We start from the raw sequence: 2,764 nt of genomic DNA, 5'->3' as shown, positions 1-2,764 counted from the left end.
TACATTAAGTGTTTTAGAAGAGATAGAAAAAATAGAAAATTTTATAGAACAAGCGATTTATTATTCTAAAAGTAATGAAGTAGAACAAGATTACATAATAAAAGAAACAGATTTGAGAAAATGTATAAGTGATACAATAAGAAGAAATAAGAAGCTTATAAGAGAAAACAATATAGTTATAGATTTGCAAGATTTTCATAGTAATGTTTACTGTGATAAAAAATGGATGGAATTTATCTTAAATCAAATAATAACAAATTCTATAAAGTATATAAGTAGTGAAAATATAAATGAAAAATTAAAAAATGAATTTGGCAAAATTACTATATATACTGAGGAAAATGATAACTGTATAGAGCTTTATATAAAAGATAATGGAATTGGCATAGATGAAAAAGATCTGAAAAAAGTTTTCAATAAAGGATTTACTGGAATTAATGGAAGGAAGCTTAAAAAATCAACAGGTATGGGACTTTATATATCTAAAAAACTAGCAGATAAGATGTATTTAGGATTAGAGATAGATTCAAAGGTTAATGAAGAAACCACAGTAAAAATAATATTTCCTAAGGGGAGTATGACACAAATATAATATAAACTTACATTTTTGTAAGATTACGGTAAGGTTATGTTATTAATGAAAACCTCTAAGGCTTATAAAATATAAGTATAAATTGGTTATGGAGGTAAAAACAATGAATACAGTTTTACAAGTTAAAAACTTAGAAAAATATTATGGTAATAAAAGAAACCTGACAAAAGCAATTAATAATATTTCTTTCGAAGTGGAAGAAGGAGAATTTATAGGGATTATGGGTCCTAGTGGTAGTGGAAAAACTACACTTTTAAATTGTATAGCTACAATAGATAAAGCAACCACAGGAACTATATTAATAGAAAATAAAGATATAACTGCTTTGTCAAGAAAAAACGTAGAAAAATTTAGAAGAGAACATTTAGGATTTATATTTCAAGAATTTAATTTATTAGATACTTTAACAGCATATGAAAACATATCTTTAGCTTTATCGGTAATAGGAGAGAATAGTTCAAAAATTGATGAGAAAGTAAAATTAGTAGCAAATAAATTAAATATTTCAGATATATTAAACAAATTCCCTTATGAAATCTCAGGTGGACAAAAACAAAGAGTAGCATGTGCAAGGGCTATAATAACTAATCCATCTTTAATTTTAGCAGATGAACCAACAGGATCTCTTGATTCAAAATCAGCAAGAGTATTACTTGAAAATTTAGATAATTTAAATAAAAGTCTGAATTCAACAATAATGATGGTAACTCATGATGCTTTTACAGCTAGTTATTGTAAGAGGATTTTGTTTATAAAAGATGGAAGAATATTCAACGAATTAATAAGAGGAAATGATGATAGAAAAGAATTCTTCAAAAGGATTATAGAAGTAGTTACACTTCTTGGAGGTGACACTAGCAATGTTATTTAAGTTATCAAAAAGAAATGTACAAAGAAGTATAAAAGATTATAGTATATATTTTTTCACATTAGCATTAGGTGTATGTATATTTTATATTTTTAACTCTATAGAATCTCAAGCTATAATGATGGATTTATCAGATACACAGAAAACTTTTATAGAGGCATTAAACAGAGTAATATCTATGGTATCAGTATTTGTATCCTTCGTACTTGGATTTTTAATAATTTATGCAAATAATTTCTTAATAAAAAAGAGAAATAAAGAGTTTGGAATATATATGACTTTAGGTATTAGTAGAAGTAAAATAGCTTTTATGTTATTTTACGAAACTATAATAGTAGGAGTATTATCACTTATAGTAGGAATATTTGTAGGAGTGTTTTTATCACAGGGATTAGCAGGAATTACAGCTAAGCTTTTTGCTGTAGATATGACTGAATATAAATTTGTATTTTCAAAAGATGCTTGTATAAAAACTATGTTCTACTTTAGTATTATGTATTTTATAACTATGATACTAAACTTTATCTTAGTATCAAGATGTAAATTGATAAAACTTATAAATAGTGAAAGAGATAATGAAAAATTAAAGGGAACAAACTTAATATTATCTGCGACTTTATTTATTATTTCAGTGATTAGTTTAGGTATGGCTTATAAATTAATTTTAGAAAATGGATTAGTAGATATAACTAACAATAAATTTAAAATATCTATAATATTAGGTATAGTAGGAACATTATTATTTTTTAGAGCTTTAGCAGGCTTTTTAATAAAAATAATACAAAGTAGTAAAAAACATTATTTAAAAAATCTTAATACTTTTACTCTAAGGCAGTTAAATAGCAAAATAAACACAAACTATATTTCCATGAGTGTAATTTGTTTAATGCTATTTATTTCCATAGGAATGTATTCAGCATCTATAGGAATAAAAAATGCTATGGAAAATACAGCAGAGTTTTTATCACCTTATGATATGACTATGGTTGAAACTTATGAAAAACCAAAGGGCTTTAAAAGTTCTCAGCTAAAAATAAGCGAAGAGGTTAAAGACATAGGTTTTAATGTAAAAGATTATGCAAAAGAATATTTAGATTATAATATATATGAATCTCCGGTAAAATTTATTGAGATGTTTAAAAATACTTCAGATGATTTTTTATCTAAACAAATAAAAAGTATGAGAGATTTTAATGTACCTATTGTAAAATTATCAGATTATAATAAGTTAGTAAAAATGCAAAATAAGGAACCAGTATATTTAAAAGATAAAGAAGTATTTCTTTTTACAGATGTGTCTATAC

The 2,764-nt window shown here is 24.6% G+C and carries 3 protein-coding genes; all 3 read left to right on the top strand.

The window, feature by feature from the left end; all coding sequences use genetic code 11:
- On the top strand, nt 1-592 hold a 592-nt coding region (locus J7G74_RS08980; RefSeq protein WP_297134326.1), incomplete at its 5' end, for an ATP-binding protein.
- A 103-nt stretch (nt 593-695) separates the two neighbouring features.
- Complete coding sequence (locus J7G74_RS08975) at nt 696-1,463, top strand: ABC transporter ATP-binding protein (RefSeq protein ID WP_297134324.1); 768 nt, start codon at nt 696-698, stop codon at nt 1,461-1,463.
- A partial coding sequence (locus J7G74_RS08970; protein ID WP_297134323.1) for an FtsX-like permease family protein occupies nt 1,453-2,764 on the top strand: 1,312 nt, incomplete at its 3' end. The genes J7G74_RS08975 and J7G74_RS08970, both read left to right, overlap by 11 nt.

The sequence above is a fragment of the Terrisporobacter sp. genome, assembly GCF_017888745.1.
Taxonomy (GTDB): Bacteria; Bacillota; Clostridia; order Peptostreptococcales; family Peptostreptococcaceae; genus Terrisporobacter.
The sequence above is the reverse complement of the archived record's forward strand: the minus strand, read 5'-3'. Positions and strand labels throughout refer to the sequence as shown.